Genomic DNA, 16902 nt, shown 5'->3' with positions numbered 1-16902 from the left:
CACGCACCTTCAGGTCAGTACAGGTCTCAGATATGGGTCGCCTCAGCCCCGCAGGCGGCTCAATGGCCCGGGGTGAGCACGAAGTCCCAGGGGTCGGTGTTGATGCCGCTCACGGCAACCTCCACATCGTAGCCGCGATCGGTCAGCGCCTGGTGCAGCGCCTGCGCCGCCGTGGGCAGCCACAGCCACTCCGAGGCGAAGTGTGAGACGTCGATCAGATAGGGGCGCTCCTCCTCCGCGGCCTCTCTGGCCTCCGACGCCGGGTGGTGCCGCAGATCTGCGGTCAGGAAGACATCGGCCCCGGCGTCGGCCGCAGTCCCCAGCAGTGAGTCCCCCGCACCCCCGCACAGCGCCACACGCTGGATAAGCCCGTCGCGATCCCCGGCCACGCGGACCCCGCCGGCCACGGAAGGTAGGACCGAGAACACCCGGGCGGCGAACTCCCCCAGCGTCAGCGGCTCGGGAAGTGTCCCGATGCGCCCAAGCCCCTCAGTGGAGAGCCCTTCCTGAGCCGGCGCCAGCGGCATGGTGTCCTCAATCCCCAGCGCCCCGGCGAGGACGTCGTTGACCCCGCCGATCGCCGAGTCCCCATTGGTATGAGCCGTCAGCAATGCGCAGCCGGATTCGATCAGCCGGTGCACCATCTCTCCCTTGAACTGCCCGGCCTCCACCGAGGTGACTCCGCGCAGCAGCAGCGGATGGTGGGTGATCAGCAGATCGGTTCCGGAGCTGGCGGCCTCTTCGATGACCGGGCGCACCGGGTCCACCGCGAATTGGATCCTGCGCACCAGCGCGTCACGCCGCCCGGTCACCAGACCGACCGCGTCCCAGTTCTCCGCCAGCGACCGCGGCCAGAGCTCCTCCGCGGTGTCCAGCACCTCTTGAAGGGTCGGCACCTGGGATTCGGTGGTGGTCTCGTCTGCATGCTGGGCGGGGCTGGGCGACATGACTCATTTCTACAGGTTCCGGTTCAGGAATAGAGCCTGGGACACGGACGGTTGTGCTGGCCATGGACAACTCTTCTAAGACCGTGGTGCTCGCCGCCGGCTGCTTCTGGTGCCTGGATTCCCTCGCGCGCCGGCTGCGCGGGGTCCACCATGTGCGCAGCGTCTACACCGGGGGCTCAGGACCGGCCATCTACGAGGCCGTCGCCTCCGGCGGCACCGGCCACGCAGAGGCCGTGGAGATCAGCTACGACCCTGAGGTGCTCCCTGACGAGGTCCTCTACAGGGTCTTCTTCTCCAGTCACGACCCGACCTCGCTGAACCGGCAGGGCTACGACGTCGGCACCCAGTACCGCTCGGCGATGTTCTATACCGACCAGGCCCAGCGCGAGGAATTCTCCGCCGCGATCACCCACGCCCAGGCCTCCTTCGACCGTCCCATCGTGACCACGCTGGAACCACTGGGCCGGGTCTTCGAGGCCGAGGAGGTCCACCAGGACTTCCACGCCCAGCGTCCCGATGTCGGATACTGTCAAGTCATCATCGACCCCAAGGTCGCAAAACTCCGCAGAGACTATGCTTCATGGTTGAAACCCGAGGAAGAAAGGTCCACCCACTAATGGCGAAGATTCTTGAGAACATCACACAGGCGGTCGGCAACACCCCCCTGGTGCGGCTGAACCGCCTGGGCGCGGACCTCCCGGGCAACATCGCGATGAAGCTGGAGTTCTACTCCCCCGCCAGCTCCATCAAGGACCGCATCGGCGCCGCCATCGTCGACGCCGCAGAAGACTCGGGCATGCTCAAGCCCGGCGGCACCATCGTGGAAGGAACCTCAGGCAACACCGGGATCGCCCTGGCCATGGTCGGGGCGGCACGCGGCTACCGCGTGGTGCTCACCATGCCCGAGACCATGTCCACCGAACGCCGGGTGATGCTGCGCGCCTATGGCGCCGAGATCGTGCTGACCCCGGGCGCGGAAGGCATGCGCGGCGCGGTGGAGCGGGCCAAGTCCATCGTGGAGGAGACCGAGAACTCCATCTGGGCCCGGCAGTTCGCCAACGAGGCCAACCCGGCCGTGCACTACCGCACCACCGGCGAGGAGATCTGGCGGGACACCGACGGCGAAGTCGACGTCTTCATCGCCGGCATCGGCACCGGCGGCACCATCACCGGCGCCGGACGCCGGCTTAAGGAGTACAAGCCCGGTATCCACCTGGTGGCCGTGGAGCCCGAGGACTCCCCGATCCTCTCCGGTGGCACCGCCGGACCGCATAAGATCCAGGGCATCGGTCCCAACTTCGTCCCTGACATCCTGGACCAGGGGATCTACGACGAGGTCTACCAGGCCAACCTCGAGAAGGCCGTCAGCTGCGCCCGCGACCTCGGCACCCACGAGGGCATCCTCGGGGGCATCTCCACCGGCGCCAATGTCGCGGCGGCGCTGGAACTGGCCTCCCGGGAGGAGAACCGGGACAAGCTCATCGTCACCGTCGCCTGTGACTTCGGTGAGCGCTACATCTCCACGCTGCTCTACGAAGACATCCGCGGCTGAGACGGATGAGTCCCCGCGGCAGGTGAGCGAGCTGATCGCCACCCGCCGCGGGGACTCGGCCATGAATCCCGTGACGCCAGATCCCTGCTGTTCGACCCGTGCAGCTCAACTCGTGCTGTTTGATCCCTGCTGTTTGAACCCTTGAAAGAGGTTGACCCACCTTGGGCCCACTGAAGCGTCTGCGTGAGGACATCAAAGCCGCACGCGAACATGACCCCGCCGCGCGCAGCACCGCCGAGGTGGTGCTGGTCTATTCCGGCCTGCACGCGGTCTGGTCCTACCGGGTCGCCCATAAGATGTGGCAGCGCCGCCCGCTGAAGACCCCAGCGCGCGCGCTCTCCCAGCTGACCCGCGGTCTCACCGGCATTGAGATCCACCCTGGTGCCCAGATCGGGCGGCGCTTCTTCATCGACCACGGCATGGGTGTGGTCATCGGGGAGACCGCCGAGATCGGTGACGACTGCATGCTCTACCAGGGAGTCACCCTCGGTGGACGTTCCCTGGAACAGACCAAGCGTCACCCCACCCTGCGCGACGGCGTGGTCGTCGGTGCCGGGGCCAAGGTCATCGGACCCGTGGAGATCGGTGCCGGTTCCGCCGTGGGCGCCAACGCCGTGGTGGTGAAGTCCTCCCCGCCGAACTCCATCCTCACCGGGGTCCCGGCCAAGGCGCGACAGCGCGGCGTGGCCGAGCGGAAGCCCCACGTGGACCCCGCAGAATACGCACTGGACCCGGCCATCTTCATCTAGAGGCTGCCAGCCGTGGATAGCGGCTGTAGGCGGCAGCGGTTCCGCTCGCTGGCCAGCGGCCCTGCGCGCTAGACCCGGTGGTCGCCCGCCAGGCGGCGCATCACCTCACCGGCCGGGTCCGGCCGCGCCGCGGCAAAACCGGTTCCGGCCCAGAGATTGAGCCCGTGCGGGTCTGCGGCGGCACCCGCCGCTCGGCGCAGTCCCGCACTGAGCTGATGCAGGGCCGGAAAGCCCGACGGCGCCGAAGTGGTCAGGGCGTCGGTGAAGCTGTTGCGCAGCGCTCGCGCCGGACGGCCTGAGAACGCCGTCGTAAGGATCGTCTCCGGCACCCCCGGAGGATCAGCGAGAGCCTGCTGATGAGCCGGATGCGTCCCGCTCTCAGGACAGCGCAGCAGCGCGGTGCCCAGCACCGCAGCCTCCGCCCCGGCGTGCAGGGCGGCACTGACTCTCGCGGCATCAGCGATCCCGCCGGCGGCCCAGAGCGGCAGTTCGGTGCGGGACGAGATGGCGTGAATCAGTTCGAGCAGGCCCACCTCCGCGGGTGGATCCCGAGGCGTCCAGGTCCCGGAGTGGCCCCCGGCGGAGGAGCACTGCACGATCAGCCCGTCCACCCCGGCTCGGGCCGCGCTCTCAGCCTCCGCGACGCAGGTCACGGTCTGCAGCACCTTGGCCCCGGTGGCCTGCAGCCGCGCGAGGTCCCGCGCGGAGGGCAGGCCGAAGGTCATGCTGATCAGTGGCACCGGATCAGCCTCCAGCACCTGAAGCTTCTGCTCCCAGGAGTCATCCCAGACCTCAGCGGGTGCTCCGATGACTGCAGGGGCTCCGTTGACTGCGGGGGCTCCGGGTGCTCCGGTGGCTCTGATGACTCCGGCGAGGCTGTTGATCTCTGGCAGCTCCACCTCGCCCGTCCAGTCTCCGCCGGCCCGGGCATGATCGCTCAGCCACCGCTGGACCGCGGCACGGTGTCGCTCCAGCGCCGCAGGCTCAATCGGGACCTGGTTCGGCACGAAGAGGTTCACCCCGAAACGTGGGGTGGCGCGCTGCACCTGCTGGATCTGGACCCTGAGGTCCTCGGGGCTCTTGTACCCCGCGGCGAGGAATCCCACTCCTCCGGTTGCAGCGGCGGCCAGAACGAGCTCAGGACGGCTCGGTCCGCCGGCCATCGGGGCGGCCACCACGGGAATCGTGGCGCCGACCGAGGCGAGCAGACCGGCCGTCCTGGTGCTCATCGGTTCAGCTCCGTGTGTGCGGAGTCAGTCCTCGGACCCAGCGGATCAGGCATCGATCTCGCTGCGGTCACCGGACCACTGGGTGTGGAAGGTGCCTTCCTTGTCCACGCGCTGATAGGTGTGAGCGCCGAAGTAGTCGCGCAGACCCTGGGTCAGCGCGGCCGGGAGCCGGTCCCGGCGCAGGCTGTCGTAATAGGACAGCGAGGAGGAGAACACCGGGGCGGGAACGCCGTAGGTCGCCGCGGCGGCGACCACGCGTCGCCAGGCGGGGAGGCATTCGTTGATCGCCTCGTTGAACTCCGGGGCCAGCAGCAGGTTCTTGGGCTGCTGGTCCTTCGGCGCGTCGTAGGCCTTCATGATGGTGTCCAGCAGATCGGCGCGGATGATGCAGCCGGCGCGCCAGAGCGAGGCGATGGCCTTCAGGTCCAGGTCCCAGCCGAACTCCTCGCCGGCGGCGACCAGCATGTCCAGGCCCTGGGCGTAGGCGACGAGCTTGGAGGCGTAGAGCGCCTTGCGCACATCCTCCACGAAGTCCTGCCGGTCCTCAGCGCTGCCGTACTTCTCGGTGGCCGAGAGCGTCTCATCGATCCCGGCGCTGAACGTGGCGTTGGTGACCGCGCGCAGCTCGCGCTGGGAGGAGATCGAGCGGGCAAAGACGGACTCTGCGATCGCGGTGACCGGGGAACCCACCTCCAGCCCGGAGATCGCGGTCCAGCGGCCGGTGCCCTTCTGACCCGCGGAGTCCACGACCACGTCCACCAGGGGACGACCGGTGACCTCGTCCTCCTGCTCCAGGACCTCGGCGGTGATCTCGATCAGGTAGGAGGCCAGATCGGTGGTGTTCCACTCGCGGAACACGCCGGCCTGCTCGCGGGGCTCGATCCCGGCCAGGGAGCGCATCAGGTCGAAGGCTTCACCGATGACCTGCATATCGGCGTATTCGATGCCGTTGTGCACCATCTTCACGTAGTGCCCGGCGCCGTCGGTGTCGATCCAGGCGCAGCAGGGTTCGCCGTTGTACTTCGCGGAGATCTTCTCCAGCATCGGGCCCAGGGTGTCGTAGGACTCCTTGGAGCCGCCGGGCATGATCGAGGGACCGTTCAGCGCGCCCTCTTCGCCGCCGGAGACTCCGACGCCGACGAAGTGCAGGTTCTGCGCGCGCAGGCTCTCCTCGCGGCGGCGGGTCTCTTCGTAGAAGGAGTTGCCGCCGTCGATGATGATGTCGCCGTCATCGAGCAGGGGCACCAGATCAGCGATCACGGAGTCCACCGGGGCGCCGGCCTGGACCATGATCAGCACCCGGCGGGGGCGCTCCAGGGACTCCACGAGCTCGGTGAGGGTCTCGGTGCGCACGAAGTCGCCGTCTCCGCCGTGGGCCTGCAGCAGGGCGTCCGTGCGGGCGACCGAGCGGTTGTGCAGCGCGACGGTGTAGCCGTTGCGAGCCAGGTTGCGAGCCAGATTGGCTCCCATGACGGCCAGGCCGGTCACTCCGATATGGGCACTCATGCATTCTCCTTCGTCGAGGTCAGTCAGAGTTCCTCACGGCGCGGTGCGGAACGGGCATCGGTCGCGGACCGCAGCGATGCGGGTCCCCGTCCACGATGCACCCGGGCGCGCCGGAGGTCTGACATGGGATCCCGCCGTCGTGAACCTCGGTGTCCCCGAGGCGAGCACTGCAACTCTACCGCTTCAGCAGATCAGCCGACCCAGGCCCACACCGGGCACGGCGGATGGGCGTCAGTCACCCACCGCATCGCGGCCGCGGCGCACGATCAGCGGGTCGGGGCCGCCGACGACCTCATGGTCCTTGCCCTCGTACTCGAACTGGGCGAGGAAGCACTTCATCGCGTTCAACCGGGCCCGCTTCTTGTCATTGGACTTGATCGTCATCCAGGGAGCGTGGTCGGTGTCGGTGCGCAGGAACATCTCCTCCTTGGCCTCCGTGTAGGCCTCCCAGCGATCCAGGGACTCCAGGTCCATGGGTGAGAGCTTCCACTGCCGGACCGGGTCGATCTGCCGGATCGCGAACCGGGTGCGCTGCTCCTGCTGGGTCACCGAGAACCAGAACTTCGTCAGATGGATGCCGGCGTCGACCAGCATCTGCTCGAACTGCGGCGCCTGGCGCATGAAGAGCTCATACTCCTGCTCCGAGGAGAAGCCCATCACCCGCTCCACTCCGGCACGGTTGTACCAGGAGCGGTCGAAGAGGACCATCTCCCCGGCGGTGGGCAGGTGGTCCACGTAGCGCTGGAAGTACCACTGGCCCAGCTCCCGGTCCGATGGCCGGTTCAGGGCGACCACGCGTGCGGTCCGCGGGTTCAGGTGCTCGGTGAAGCGTTTGATCGTCCCGCCCTTGCCGGCGGCGTCGCGGCCTTCGAAGACGATCACATGCTTGAGCCCATAGTCCTCGGCCCAGTACTGGAACTTCAGCAGCTCCACCTGCAGGTGGTACTTCTCGATCTCATAGACGTCGCGGGAGAGCCGGTTCTCATACGGATAGTTCTCATGCCAGGTCTCCACCGCGCGGCCCTGCGGGTCGATCAGATCCGGGTCCGGGGTGTGCCCGTCCAGCACCGTGTACCCACCCTCGCGGAGCTCGTCGATGAACTCCCGGAGGTTCTTGCGCGCGGTGCCGTCGACCTGGAAGATCGGGTCACTCATCAGATCAGCCTTTCTCGAGATGCGGCTGCTGCCAGCTCATCAGGTGTGCATGAACACATTGTTAACCGTCCCGGCCGGATCTGGAAGCGCTGGTGTTGGCGCTGCGACTCAGAGCGCGGTCTCCCCCATCTGCCCGGCGCGGGCCAGGGCGGTGAGCCGGGAGACCGTGCGGTGATACTTCTTCATATACCCACCGGTCATCATCTCTTCGGTGAACAGCTCATCGAAGGGCTTGCCGGAGGCCACCACTTTGATGTCCTGATCGTAGAGCCGGTCAGCCAGCACCACGAAGCGCAGCGCCAGCGCCTGACCCTCGATGGTCTCCACGTCCTTGAGCACCAGCACGTCCATGTCGGTCACCAGCTGTCGGTACCGGCTGGGGTGCACGCCGCTGAGGTGCTCACAGAGCGCGCCGAAGTCGTCCACCGCGATGCGAGCCTCGGGGTACTTCTCGGCGGCGAAGCCTTCGACCTCGGCTGAGCTCAGCGGCGCCGGGGCCTCCGGGAGTCCGCGGTGGCGGTAGTCCTCGCCGTCGACCTTGATCACCGCGAACTGATCCGAGAGCACCTGGATCTCGCGCTGGAAGTCCGCGGCGGCGAAGCGGCCCTCCCCCAGGGACCCGGGCAGCGTGTTCGAGGTCGCGGCAAGCTTGACCCCGGCGTCGGCCAGTTCCCGCATCAGCCGAGACATCAGCACGGTGTCACCGGGATCATCGAGCTCGAACTCATCGATGCAGACCAGGGAGTAGTCGCTGAGCACGTCCACGGTCCGGCGGAATGACAGCGCGCCGACCAGGTTGGTGTACTCCACGAACGTGCCGAACGCTCGCTGCCCTTCCACCGAGTGGTACAGCGAGGCCAGCAGGTGGGTCTTGCCCACTCCGAACCCGCCGTCGAGGTAGATCCCGGCAGGCGCCTGCGCGCGGGCCGGACCACGGCCGAAGAGCTTGCCGAAGAAGCCGCCGCCACCCTGACTGGCGCCCACGGAGGCGGAGAACTCGCGCAGCGCGGTCACCGCCTTCTCCTGGGAGGGGTGCGCAGGGTCCGGGATGTAGGAGTCGAAGGAGACCTCGGCGAAGCGGAAGGACGGCTTCAGGCCCTCCAGGAGCTGGCCGACTCCCAGCTGGGGGGTCCGCTGACTCAGCGGAGTGGCGTTTGACGGCATGTGACCACTCTACCTACGACTGCGTGTTTCACCGGCTGATTCCCTATCCTGGAAGGTGACCCAGTGACGACGGAAGGTTCTGTGCATCATGACCGAAGAAAAAGACTTCTCCCAGTACGCCCACCCCGACGCCCTGGTCTCCACCGAATGGGTGGCCCAGCACAAGGAGGACCCCTCGGTGGTGCTGCTGGAATCCAACGAGGACGTGCTGCTCTACGAGACCGGGCACATCCCGGGAGCTCAGAAGATCGACTGGCACACCGACCTCAACGACCCGGTGACCCGGGACTTCCTGGGCCCGGAGCAGTTCGCGGCCTTCGCCGCCGCCAAGGGGATCACCCCGGACACCACCGTTGTCTTCTACGGGGACAAGTCCAACTGGTGGGCCGCCTACGCGCTGTGGGTCTTCACCCTCTTCGGGCATGCAGATCTGCGCCTGATGGACGGCGGTCGGCAGAAGTGGGCCGCCGAGGGGCGCGAGCTGGTCACCGAGGTGACCGCCCCGGCTCAGGTGAGCTACCCCGCGCCGTCCCAGCGCGATGACTCCACCTTCCGCGCCTTCCGCGAAGACGTGCTCGCCCACTTCGGCAAGCCGATGATCGATGTCCGCTCCCCCATGGAGTACTCCGGGGAGCGCACCCATATGGAGGGCTACGAGCAGGAGGGCGCGCTGCGCGGGGGCCACATCCCCTCCGCGGCCTCGGTGCCGTGGGCCAAGGCCGCGAAGGAGGACGGGACCTTCCGCTCCCGGGCCGAGCTGGAGGCGATCTACACCGAGCAGGCCGGCCTGGGCAAGGCCGAGGAGGTCATCGCCTACTGCCGGATCGGTGAGCGCTCCTCGCACACCTGGTTCGTGCTGCAGCACCTGCTGGGCTACGGCAACGTGCGCAATTACGACGGCTCCTGGACCGAGTGGGGCAACGCAGTGCGGCTGCCCATCGCCACCGGAGATCAGCCCGGCGAGGTGCCCGGCGCATGAGCGAGGACCAGGAGGCACAGCCTGCCTCGCTGCCCGGTGATTCCAGCGCCCGGGTGCTGCCCGAGCAGCTGGCTGAGGTGGTCGAGGAGTTCGCCGAGCTCGAGGACCGGCAGAAGCTGGAGCTGCTGCTCGAGTTCTCCCGCGAGCTGCCGGAGCTGCCCGAGCGCTACCGCAACAGCTATGACCAGATGGAAGAGGTGGTGGAGTGTCAGTCTCCGCTCTTCCTGACCTTGGAGTACGACGACGCCGCCGGGACCGCCGCGATCTTCTTCGCCGCTCCCCCGGAGGCGCCGACCACTCGAGGCTTCGCGGCGATCCTGCATGAGGGTCTGAACGGGCTGCGCTACGAGGAGATCCTCGCCGTCCCGGAGGACCTCTCCGAGCGCCTGGGCCTGTCCAAGGCGATCACCCCGCTGCGGCTGCGCGGGATGACGGCGATGCTGGGTCGGATCAAACGGAATATCCGGGCTCACCAGGCCGAGTCTGCCCCGGCGCAGGCCGGCTGAACAGGTCGCTCACCCAGTCGATCACGGTGGAGTCCCAACGCTGCGGATCGTGGTTCCACTCCTTGACGTGCCGGGCCTGGGCGAAGGAGACATAGGTGACCTTCGGGTTCTTCCGGGCAAGGTCCCGGGAGGGCCCGAAGGGCACGATGTTGTCATCCACGCTGTGCATGATCAGCACGTGGTCGCGCAGCTGGTCCGCCCGGTCGATCCAGTTCATCGCCTGCAGGTCCACCGGAGCGGCAAGCCCGGTCACCCGGCGTCCGCCCGGGTTGGAGATGAACCACTGGCCCAGGCGACCGACGACGTCGGGGATCCGGTTGGCCTTGGCCTGGTGGGCGAGCACATCCATCCAGTCGATCACCGGACCGGTGAGCACCAGGGCGCGGATGTACTCCGCGTAGCGGGAACGGTCGGCGGTCTGCAGGCTGATCGCGCCTCCCATGGACCAGCCGAAGAGGATGATGTCTTCGGCCCCGCGGGCCAGCGCGAACTCGATGGCGGCCTCCACGTCCTCCCACTCGGTGACTCCCAGGCCGTAGCGGCCATCTGCCGCGGCCGGGGCCTCGCCGTCGTTCCGGTAGGAGATCAGCAGCGTCTCAGCCCCCAGCGCCGAGGTGGCGGCCAGCGCCCGGATCCCCTCGGTGCGGTTGCTGCCGCGCCCATGAACACCGATCACCCAGACGTTGCGCCCGGTGAGCGGACCCTGGTGGTCTGCGGGCAGTCCCGCGGGGATCGGCTGCGGGGCCACGTGCCAGGCCGGTGACGGCCCTCCGGGCAGCGTGATCACCACCTCCTCGCTGGCGAACCCGGCGTCGGCGGGGTTCAGGTAGACCACCGAGGTCCACCAGCCGCGCACCGCGGTGCGCAGGTCCCCGCCGTAGACCTTCTCCACCGGACGGGTCACGGTCCCGCCCTTGGGCTCAAGCGCCGTGATCGGCCCGATCCGGGCCAGTGAGCGCCCGCCATGGAAGAACAAGCCGTAGGTCCCGTCCACCACGGTCTCCGCGGTGATCGGCAGGATCACCTCATCCCCCTCCGGTCCGCGGGTGACGGCGAGGATCTCGAGATCCTCGGCCCGCTCGCGCACCGGGGTGACCACGGCGCGCGCGAAGTATCCGGCGAGTCCGGAGGCTCCGGCGGCGAGGGTCATCCCGGCGGCCAGGCCGGCTCCCACGCCGAGGCTCGTGGCCCGGATCCAAGGGGTGTGCGCCGTGGATTCACGCGGGGGCCTCAAGGCCCGTGCAGTGCGGTGGACAAGGGCGTTTGCCCGCGCCGCGGCGGCGACGGGCTGCTTGAACCTGGACGTCATGGGGCACAGCTTACGCGGGCGCGCAGAACGTGATGAGATAGAGACATGAGTGAGCACCAGAACCCCGGAACCGGCACCGACCCATGGCGCGAGAAGCTCAGCCCACAGGAGTACCAGGTGCTCCGGCAGGGCGGTACCGAACGCGCCTATACCGGCGAGTACTGGGACAACAAGGCCGCCGGGACCTACTCCTGCCGGGCCTGCGGCGCCCACCTGTTCGCCTCTACGGAGAAGTTCGACTCGCGCTGCGGCTGGCCCAGCTTCTTCGAGCCCGCCGCGGATGCGAACATCCGCTACCTCCGCGACACCTCCATGGGCATGGAGCGCACCGAGGTGCGGTGCGGCTCCTGCGACTCCCACCTGGGACACCTCTTCACCGGCGAGGGCTTCGACACCCCCACCGACCAGCGCTACTGCATCAACTCCATCTCGATGGACTTCCACGAAGCCTCCGAGAGCTGAGCGGTGACCCTGACCACGACGCATCCGGTGCTCGATGCCTGCTTCGCCTCCGACAACGTCGCTGGGGTCTCCCCCGAGATCCTCACCGCCCTGGGTCGGGCCAATGCCGATGCGGCGCTGCCCTACGGCGCGGACCCGGTCACCGCGCAGCTGCGTGAGGTGATCAAAGAGACCTTCGGGCACCGGGCAGAGATCCTGCCGGTCTTCAACGGCACCGGAGCCAATGTGGTGGCGCTGCAGGCTCTGCTCCCGCGCTGGGGTGCCGCGATCTGCTCCGCCCAGGCCCATGTTAACAACGACGAGGGCGCCGCGCCGGAGCGGGTGGGCACCGTGAAGCTGCTCCCCCGGCCCACCACGGATGGAAAGCTGACCCCGGCTGACGTGCAGGCCGAGGTCAAGGCGCTGGACTTCGTGCACGCAGCCCAGCCGCTGGCGGTGACCCTCACCCAGTCCACCGAGCTGGGCACCGTCTATACGCCCGAGGAGATCGCTGCAGTCGCCGATCTCGCCCATGCCCACGGGCTCGGAGTGCACCTCGACGGTGCGCGGATCTCCAACGCGGCCGCGGCCCTGGGGTGCTCGCTGAGTGAGATCACGTCCGCCGTCGGCGTGGACGTGCTCAGCCTCGGCGGCACCAAGAACGGGGCGATGGCGGCAGAGGCAGTGGTGGTGCTCGATCCGGATCGGGTGGCGGGCACCGAGTTCATCCAGAAGTTCTCGATGCAGCTGGCGAGCAAGCAGCGGTTCATCTCCGCTCAGCTGCTTCAGCTCTTCGGCACCGACCTGTGGCGCCGAAACGCCGGCCACGCCAACGCCCAGGCGGCGAAGCTGGGCCGCCTGCTCGCCGAGATCCCCGGGGTCACGCTGTCCCGGCCCACCGAGGTCAACGCCACATTCCCCGAGGTGCCGGCGAGAATCGCCCAGGCGCTGCGCGAGCGCTACCTGATCCACGTCTGGGACACCGCCTCCAGCGGCAACCCGGTGCTGCGCATCATGTGCTCCTTCGACACCTCCGACACCCAGATCCACGCCCTGCTGGAGTGCGCGCGGCGCGCCTAGCACGTCAAGCTGGGGGTTGTTCCTAATCTTGGCACGTGACAGCTTTCGGTCCCCTGGGTGGACCCGACCAGCAGGGCGCAGGACGCGGCGCGTCCGAGCCGCCCCACGGTGCCACCGGCATCGAGGGGCTCCCGGATGCGTTCCGGCGTGCACTGAGCAGCCTGCGCCGGGCGTCGCCGCGCCCCGAGGCGCTGGTCCAGGAGGTCCCGGCCCCGGCGAAGCTCGCGCCCTTCGCGGTGGCGCTGCGCGCTGAGGTGCACGCCCACGGGGAGGTCACCCTGGGCTCGCACCCGGTCACCCGGCTGCGCCCGGCGCCGGAGGACACCGAGGTGCTCGCCACCGGGCGCTTCATCCTGCTCCACGACCCGGCCGGGCAGCAGGCCTGGGGCGGCACCTTCCGGGTGGTGATCTATATCCGCGCCGAGCTCGACGCCGAGATGGGCAACGACCCGCTGCTGGGCTCGGTGGCCTGGACCTGGCTCTGCGATTCCCTTGCCCAGCACGGGGTGGAGTACAGTCATGCGGGCGGCACGGCCACCCGGATCCTCTCTGAGAGCTTCGGCAGCATGGAGAATCGACTGCCCAGCAACGACGTGGAGCTGCGCGCCTCGTGGAGTCCCACCGGCACCGGCTTCGGGTCCCACCTGCAGGCATGGGCCGATATGGTCTGCTCCTTCGCAGGACTGCCGCCGCTGCCCGATGGAGTGATCGCCCTGCCACATATCAGGAGGAACTGACGCAGTGCCGGAGACCCCGATGGACTCCCCCGAGGAGGGACCGCCGCCGCTGCTGACCGAACCCGAGGATGGGGTTCCGTTCGTGATCGACACCGAGCGCGGCCTGCAGCGCTGCGCCGAGGCGCTGGCCGCCGGCACCGGACCGGTGGCCGTGGATGCCGAGCGCGCCTCCGGCTTCCGCTACGGGCAGCGCGCGTTCCTGGTCCAGCTCAAACGGGAGGGCTCCGGTCTCTGGCTGATCGACCCCGAACCCTTCACCACCCTGGCCCCGGTCCAGGAGGCCCTCGACGGCGTCGAGTGGATCCTGCACGCGGCCACCCAGGACCTGCCCTGCCTGGCCGAGTTGGGGATGCACCCGCACAGCCTCTTCGACACCGAGCTCGCCGCCCGACTGGGCGGACTGCCCCGGGTCAGCCTCGGCGCGGTGGTGGAGTCCCTGCTGGGGGTCCGCCTGGCCAAGGAACACTCGGCCGCTGACTGGTCCCGGCGCCCGCTGCCCCAGGACTGGCTGCGCTATGCCGCCCTGGACGTGGAGCTGCTGATCCCGCTGCGCGAGAGCCTCACCCAGCTTCTGCGCGAGCAGGACAAGCTGAGCTGGGCCGAGCAGGAGTTCGAGCATCTGCGCACGCACCGCCCGGTCACCGTCCCGCGCAGCGAACGTTGGCGCCGGGCCAGCGGTGTCAACCGGCTGAAGTCTCCGCGCAAGCTCGCGGTGCTGCGTGAGCTCTGGGCCGCGCGGGAGAGCATGGCCGAGACCAAGGACGTCTCCCCCGGTCACATCCTGCCGGATTCCGCGCTGGTCGCCGCGGCGGACGCCGTCCCGCGCACCGTGCCCCAGCTGCTCTCGATCAAGGGCTTCTACGGTCGCGCCGCCAAGCGCGAGGCCCCGAAGTGGCTGCGCGCGATCGAGTCTGGGACCAAGAACAACGAGATGCCAGAGGCCAAGCCGCGCTCGGCCGTACCGCCGCCACCGCGCACGTGGAAGGACCGCAACCCGCTGGCGTTCCGCCGCTACCGCACCGCCCGAGACTGGTTGACCCACCGCGCCGATGAGCTGGAGCTGATGCCCGAGACGCTGCTGACCCCGGCGGTGCTCAAGGCGCTCTGCTGGTCACCGCCGGAGGTCCTGGACCTGGAGAGCGTCAGCGCCGCGCTCGCGGACCTCGGCGCCCGACCCTGGCAGATTGAGAAGTGCGCCGCCATCGTCACGGTGGCCCTGCTGGACCCGGAGCCGCTGGAGTCCTTCTGAGACCGGACGCGCCGGTTTCCTCCGTGGTTACTCATGGGTAGGATGTGAGCTGAGACTCATCCTGAAGGCGCGGTGCTCCGCGCCGATTCCACGCCACGGAGGCAGCACATGACCGATACGAACGCAGCACAGATCCCCGCCGAGGCCCTCGACTTCTCCCGCTTCGCCGACCTCGCCGCGGCCTTCAGCGACGAGGTGATCACCCATTCTCGCGCCAAAGACGTCGACCTGCCCGGTGGGGCCGGCACCCTGGTGCTCATCCGGCTGGACAACGACCACCCCAAGCGGCCCTCCACGCTGGGCCCCAGCAGCCTGATCCAGTTCGGCGAGGTCCTCGCCGAACAGCTCCCGCGCGCCCGCTCCTCAGAGATCGCCGGCATCGCGGTGATCGGCAAGCCCGGTGTGCTCGCCGCCGGGGCTGATCTGGGTGCTGCGGAACGGGTGGACTCCAGGGAGCACTCCACCGCGATGGCAGACCTGGGCCACCACGCGTACCGACTGCTGGAGGACTTCCCCGTGCCCAGCTTCGCCTTCATCAACGGCACCGCGCTCGGCGGCGGACTCGAGATCGCGCTGGCGGCGCAGCACCGCACGGTCTCCACCGCCGCCAAGGGCATCGGACTGCCCGAGGCCTTCCTGGGCCTGGTCCCGGGCTGGGGCGGGGTCTACCGGCTCCCTCGCCTGATCGGACCAGAGGCCGCCGCAGAGGTCATCTTCGAGAACGCGCTGAGCAACAACCGCACCCTGACCGGGGAGAAGGTCCACGCGCTGGGCATCGCCGATGCGCTCTTCGAGGCCGAAGACTTCGAGGCCCAGAGTCTGGCCTACGCGGCGAAGATCATCAGTGGTGACCCCGACACGGCGCGCCAGCTGAGCGAACGCCGTCACCACGACGATTCCGCCGCCGCCTGGTCCCGCGCCATCGAGGCCGCCGAGCGGACCGTGGCGAAGAAGCTGGGCCCCACAGCCCCGGCTCCGGCACGAGCCCTGGACCTCTTCCGCCAGGTCCCGGAGCGCACGCGCGAGGAGAGCCGCGCGGCGGAGTGCGAGGCGCTGGGCGATCTGATGCTCACCGAGGAGTTCCGCAACACCGTCTACGCCTTCTTGAACCTGTTGCAGAAGCGCGCCAAGCGGCCCGCCGGAGTCCCCGACGTCGCCCCCCGCAGCATCAACAAGGTGGGCGTGGTCGGGGCCGGCCTGATGGCCTCCCAGCTGGCGCTGGTCTTCGCCACCGCCCTGAAGGTCCCGGTGGTGCTCACCGACATCGACCAGGCCCGGGTGGACAAAGGACTGGGGTACATCGCAGCCCAGCTGGAGAAGCAGGCCAGCAAGGGAAGGCTCACTGCGGAGCAGGCCCACAGGCTGCGCGGGCTGATCACCGGCTCCACCGAGAAGTCCGTCTACGCCGACGCCGACTTCGTGATCGAGGCGGTGTTCGAGGAGATCGGCGTGAAGAAGCAGGTCTTCGCCGAGCTGGAGCAGATCGTCCCGGCCGAGACCATCCTGGCGACGAACACCTCCTCGCTCTCGGTCAGTGAGATGGCCGCCGACCTGGCCCATCCGGAGCGGGTCATCGGCTTCCACTTCTTCAATCCGGTGGCCGCGATGCCGCTGATCGAGATCGCGCGGGCGCCGCAGACCGCCGATGAGCCCGTGGCCACCGCCTTCGCCCTCGCTGCCGGGCTGCGCAAGACCCCGGTGCTGACCAGCGACTCCACCGCCTTCGTGGTGAACCGGGTGCTGCTGCGCCTGATGGCCGAGGTCCAGCGCGCCTTCGACGAGGGCACCGACCCGGCCACCGCTGATGCCGCGCTGAAGCCGATCGGGCTTCCGATGAGCCCGTTCACCCTGCTCGCCATGGTGGGGATCCCGGTGGCCCAGCATGTGACCGAGTCGCTGCATGCCAGCTTCGGGGACCGCTTCCACGTCTCGGAGAACCTGCAGCGGCTCATCGACGCCGGAGTCACCGAGATCTTCAGCACCGACGACGCCGGCCGGCCCTATATCAAGGACAGCACCACGGCGCTGATGAGCTTCGGCAGCTCACCGCGCACCGCCGAGCAGCTGCTGAGAACGGTCCAGGATGCACTCGCAGAGGAGATCGGGATGATGCTCGACGAGGGCGTCGTCGCGTCCCGTCAGGACGTGGACCTGTGCATGATCCTGGGCGCCGGGTGGCCGCTGCACCGCGGGGGGATCACCCCCTACCTGGACCAGGTGGGCGCCAGCGAACGGGTCAACGGGCGCACCTTCAGCGCGCGCGGCTGATTCCAGGCAGCCCGGCCGCGGCAGGCAGGGC

General features: G+C 68.8%; 16 protein-coding genes. 10 read left to right on the top strand and 6 right to left on the bottom strand.

What is annotated here, in order from left to right:
- Positions 1-59: 59 nt before the first annotated feature.
- Positions 60-947 (bottom strand): Nif3-like dinuclear metal center hexameric protein, encoded by an 888-nt coding sequence (locus HNR24_RS02915; RefSeq protein ID WP_182494965.1) that lies wholly within the window; start codon positions 945-947, stop codon positions 60-62.
- 62 nt (positions 948-1009) lie between these two features.
- Here HNR24_RS02915 and msrA point away from each other — a divergent pair, with 62 nt between their 5' ends.
- The 3 genes from msrA (at position 1010) to epsC (ending at position 3248) form a co-directional block, all read left to right on the top strand.
- Positions 1010-1564, top strand: a complete 555-nt coding sequence (msrA, locus tag HNR24_RS02910; RefSeq protein WP_058889467.1) for a peptide-methionine (S)-S-oxide reductase MsrA — start codon at positions 1010-1012, stop codon at positions 1562-1564.
- Positions 1564-2499: a cysteine synthase A gene (cysK, locus tag HNR24_RS02905; RefSeq protein ID WP_058889142.1), complete on the top strand. Its 936-nt coding sequence runs from the start codon at positions 1564-1566 to the stop codon at positions 2497-2499. The genes msrA and cysK overlap by 1 nt, the downstream gene beginning before the upstream one ends.
- Positions 2500-2660: 161 nt before the next feature.
- Complete coding sequence (gene epsC, locus HNR24_RS02900) at positions 2661-3248, top strand: serine O-acetyltransferase EpsC (RefSeq protein ID WP_058889141.1); 588 nt, start codon at positions 2661-2663, stop codon at positions 3246-3248.
- 68 nt (positions 3249-3316) lie between these two features.
- On the opposite strand, the gene HNR24_RS02895 is transcribed toward epsC, so the two are convergent.
- From HNR24_RS02895 to zapE, 4 genes are all read right to left on the bottom strand, one after another.
- The gene (locus tag HNR24_RS02895; RefSeq protein WP_058889140.1) at positions 3317-4477 is read right to left on the bottom strand and encodes an NAD(P)H-dependent flavin oxidoreductase; all 1161 of its coding nucleotides are present in this window, start codon (positions 4475-4477) and stop codon (positions 3317-3319) included.
- A 45-nt stretch (positions 4478-4522) separates the two neighbouring features.
- On the bottom strand, positions 4523-5983 hold the full coding sequence (gene gnd / locus HNR24_RS02890; RefSeq protein ID WP_182494964.1) for an NADP-dependent phosphogluconate dehydrogenase: 1461 nt from the start codon (positions 5981-5983) through the stop codon (positions 4523-4525).
- Positions 5984-6214: 231 nt separating this feature from the next.
- Entirely contained in the window at positions 6215-7138 is a 924-nt protein-coding gene (gene ppk2 / locus HNR24_RS02885; protein ID WP_058889138.1) for a polyphosphate kinase 2, read from the bottom strand.
- Positions 7139-7246: 108 nt separating this feature from the next.
- Positions 7247-8302: a cell division protein ZapE gene (gene zapE, locus HNR24_RS02880; RefSeq protein ID WP_058889137.1), complete on the bottom strand. Its 1056-nt coding sequence runs from the start codon at positions 8300-8302 to the stop codon at positions 7247-7249.
- Positions 8303-8390: 88 nt separating this feature from the next.
- Between zapE and HNR24_RS02875 the strand changes: the two genes are divergently transcribed.
- Positions 8391-9281, top strand: coding sequence for a sulfurtransferase (locus tag HNR24_RS02875; RefSeq protein WP_182494963.1), 891 nt, complete (start codon positions 8391-8393; stop codon positions 9279-9281).
- Positions 9278-9787 carry a SufE family protein gene (locus tag HNR24_RS02870; RefSeq protein WP_182494962.1) on the top strand — a complete coding sequence of 170 codons (510 nt, stop codon included), beginning with the start codon at positions 9278-9280 and terminating at the stop codon, positions 9785-9787. The genes HNR24_RS02875 and HNR24_RS02870 overlap by 4 nt, the downstream gene beginning before the upstream one ends.
- Here HNR24_RS02870 and HNR24_RS02865 read toward each other — a convergent pair.
- Positions 9732-11096 carry an alpha/beta hydrolase family protein gene (locus HNR24_RS02865; protein ID WP_182494961.1) on the bottom strand — a complete coding sequence of 455 codons (1365 nt, stop codon included), beginning with the start codon at positions 11094-11096 and terminating at the stop codon, positions 9732-9734. The two genes, HNR24_RS02870 and HNR24_RS02865, sit on opposite strands and share 56 nt — an antisense overlap.
- A gap of 45 nt (positions 11097-11141) precedes the next feature.
- On the opposite strand from HNR24_RS02865, the gene msrB reads away from it, so the two are divergent.
- From msrB to HNR24_RS02840, 5 genes are all read left to right on the top strand, one after another.
- Positions 11142-11558: a peptide-methionine (R)-S-oxide reductase MsrB gene (gene msrB, locus HNR24_RS02860; protein ID WP_058889133.1), complete on the top strand. Its 417-nt coding sequence runs from the start codon at positions 11142-11144 to the stop codon at positions 11556-11558.
- 3 nt (positions 11559-11561) lie between these two features.
- Positions 11562-12617, top strand: coding sequence for a threonine aldolase family protein (locus HNR24_RS02855; protein ID WP_310735370.1), 1056 nt, complete (start codon positions 11562-11564; stop codon positions 12615-12617).
- Between the two features lie 119 nt (positions 12618-12736).
- Entirely contained in the window at positions 12737-13354 is a 618-nt protein-coding gene (locus tag HNR24_RS02850) for a DUF3000 domain-containing protein (RefSeq protein WP_182496065.1), read from the top strand.
- Positions 13355-13358: 4 nt separating this feature from the next.
- On the top strand, positions 13359-14603 hold the full coding sequence (locus HNR24_RS02845) for a ribonuclease D (protein ID WP_375139259.1): 1245 nt from the start codon (positions 13359-13361) through the stop codon (positions 14601-14603).
- Positions 14604-14711: 108 nt separating this feature from the next.
- Positions 14712-16871 carry a 3-hydroxyacyl-CoA dehydrogenase NAD-binding domain-containing protein gene (locus HNR24_RS02840; RefSeq protein ID WP_058889131.1) on the top strand — a complete coding sequence of 720 codons (2160 nt, stop codon included), beginning with the start codon at positions 14712-14714 and terminating at the stop codon, positions 16869-16871.
- The last annotated feature ends 31 nt before the right edge of the window (positions 16872-16902 follow it).

This window comes from Nesterenkonia sandarakina (genome assembly GCF_014138825.1).
Classification (GTDB): domain Bacteria; phylum Actinomycetota; class Actinomycetes; order Actinomycetales; family Micrococcaceae; genus Nesterenkonia; species Nesterenkonia sandarakina.
The sequence above is the reverse complement of the archived record's forward strand: the minus strand, read 5'-3'. Positions and strand labels throughout refer to the sequence as shown.